Origin of the sequence: Moorena sp. SIO4A1, from assembly GCF_010672065.1 — a bacterium.
In the GTDB taxonomy this organism is placed as follows: Bacteria; Cyanobacteriota; Cyanobacteriia; order Cyanobacteriales; family Coleofasciculaceae; genus Moorena.
Genome location: NZ_JAAHHX010000698.1, coordinates 1 through 1,472, shown reverse-complemented (window position 1 = coordinate 1,472; position 1,472 = coordinate 1). Strand labels below are relative to the sequence as shown.

The window sequence follows — 1,472 nt, the reverse complement described above, 5'->3', positions numbered from 1 at the left end:
TCTCTCTTTTTTGGTCTTAGTAGGGAAAAATCGATGTAGATTGGCTGCTCAGGCAAATTATCTGCATTGTATTTGATATCTAGAGCCCTCATAATCACAGAGGAAGTGGTGAATACATACCTCTTAGACACTAAGAAGCCAGCACCGACAATGTCACTGCCAAGATCATAAATTCCCACAATAGAGGTCTCTAGTGTTGTTTTCATTCAATTACTTTCGCTTTCAGTTTGAATTTTTATTCTTGAGCCAGTTGCACTCCAATCAGCAGTAATCTGGAGTGCTGTATAAATCAATCAGTGTAGGAATTGCAGGGAACAGTTAAGTGAAGTGATGACCCCTATAATAAGTATCGAAATGGTTTTATCTGTCTTAGTCCCTCTTCTCGCCATTGATCATCGGTTTCGTTATCTTCTATGGTGAAAAGGCGTTCTCGACAGAGGATTTGCAGTAGCAGTGGCCAGCGTCCACTTTGGTTCAGAATCCATTCTCTGTCCTCAACAGGGAAGGAAATGGGGGAGCTAGCTATCAATTCCCGGGCTTCTGGCTCTTTGAGCGGTCCTAGAGTGGTGGTGTAGCCGAAAATGTTGAAAAAAGGTGAACTGTGACCGGTGTGGTGAGCTAACTCAATTGGTGATTCGGGGGTTGCTAACACAAACCCTAGATTACCTTCTGTGTAGTTGGTTGCCAAGGAGCGCAAACTCTCCCAGAACTCATCATCTAACTCTGGGCACCGTTGTAACCCTACGCCAATCACCGCTGCTGCGTTGCCTCGACGAGTGCGGGGCCGAGGTCGTTGTCATGGGCCAGGTTGCCGGGATTCTCCATGGCTCGACCGAACTGACCGGCGATCTCGACCTGCTCTGGTCGGGCCGGGAGCCGGATGCTCCCGCAATCGCTGCCGGCTTTGCCGCCGCCGGGGCCGACCTATTGGATGACGATGGCGCCTTGCTCGCCGGCGGAGCGGAGACCTTCCGGCTGCCCAAGGTGCTGTTTCGCACGGTGAGTTCTGCCGGCGACTGTTGCACCCCGGCGCTGCCGTGGGCAGATCTCGACGTCGAGAGCTTTATCGCTCGGGCCGACACCGCAACCATCGATGGTGTGACTGTGCGCTACGTCTCGCTGAGCGATCTCATTGCCATGTGCGAGGCCGTCGGGCGACCGAAGGACCGACGCCGAGCGGCCGAGCTGCGGCGACTTTGATTGGCGGCGGGCAACCGGCGCACCGGACTGGAACGACCTGTAGCCAAGAATCCGCAGTCAGGTATCGGAGGCAGCGGCCTCGATACGGCGTCGTCTGACCTCCGGATACACCGTTACCGGCATTTGGCCTGTCGCCTTTTCCACCAATCGCTCGAAGAACAGATCTGGTCCGAGGTCTGTCGGTACTCGGTCTTGTTGGAGCGACACATCAACGCCGATGGCCGTCGTTGAGGCGCCATCTGGTGATTCGTCGATCTCAGCCTCGCCCTCGA

3 protein-coding genes and 1 pseudogene are annotated in these 1,472 nt (G+C 54.3%); 1 reads left to right on the top strand and 3 read right to left on the bottom strand.

All coding sequences use genetic code 11. The features are described from left to right. Both F6K53_RS42060 and F6K53_RS42055 read right to left on the bottom strand, forming a co-directional pair. Positions 1-206: pseudogene (locus F6K53_RS42060) on the bottom strand (hypothetical protein); the annotation flags it as partial. Between the two features lie 131 nt (positions 207-337). Further along, positions 338-754, bottom strand: coding sequence for a hypothetical protein (locus F6K53_RS42055; protein WP_293086417.1), 417 nt, complete (start codon positions 752-754; stop codon positions 338-340). A gap of 44 nt (positions 755-798) precedes the next feature. Here F6K53_RS42055 and F6K53_RS42050 point away from each other — a divergent pair, with 44 nt between their 5' ends. Continuing rightward, the gene (locus tag F6K53_RS42050) at positions 799-1,200 is read left to right on the top strand and encodes a hypothetical protein (protein ID WP_293086414.1); all 402 of its coding nucleotides are present in this window, start codon (positions 799-801) and stop codon (positions 1,198-1,200) included. Between the two features lie 57 nt (positions 1,201-1,257). Here the strand turns inward: F6K53_RS42050 and F6K53_RS42045 are convergent. Then, a partial coding sequence (locus F6K53_RS42045; protein WP_293086411.1) for a hypothetical protein occupies positions 1,258-1,472 on the bottom strand: 215 nt, incomplete at its 5' end.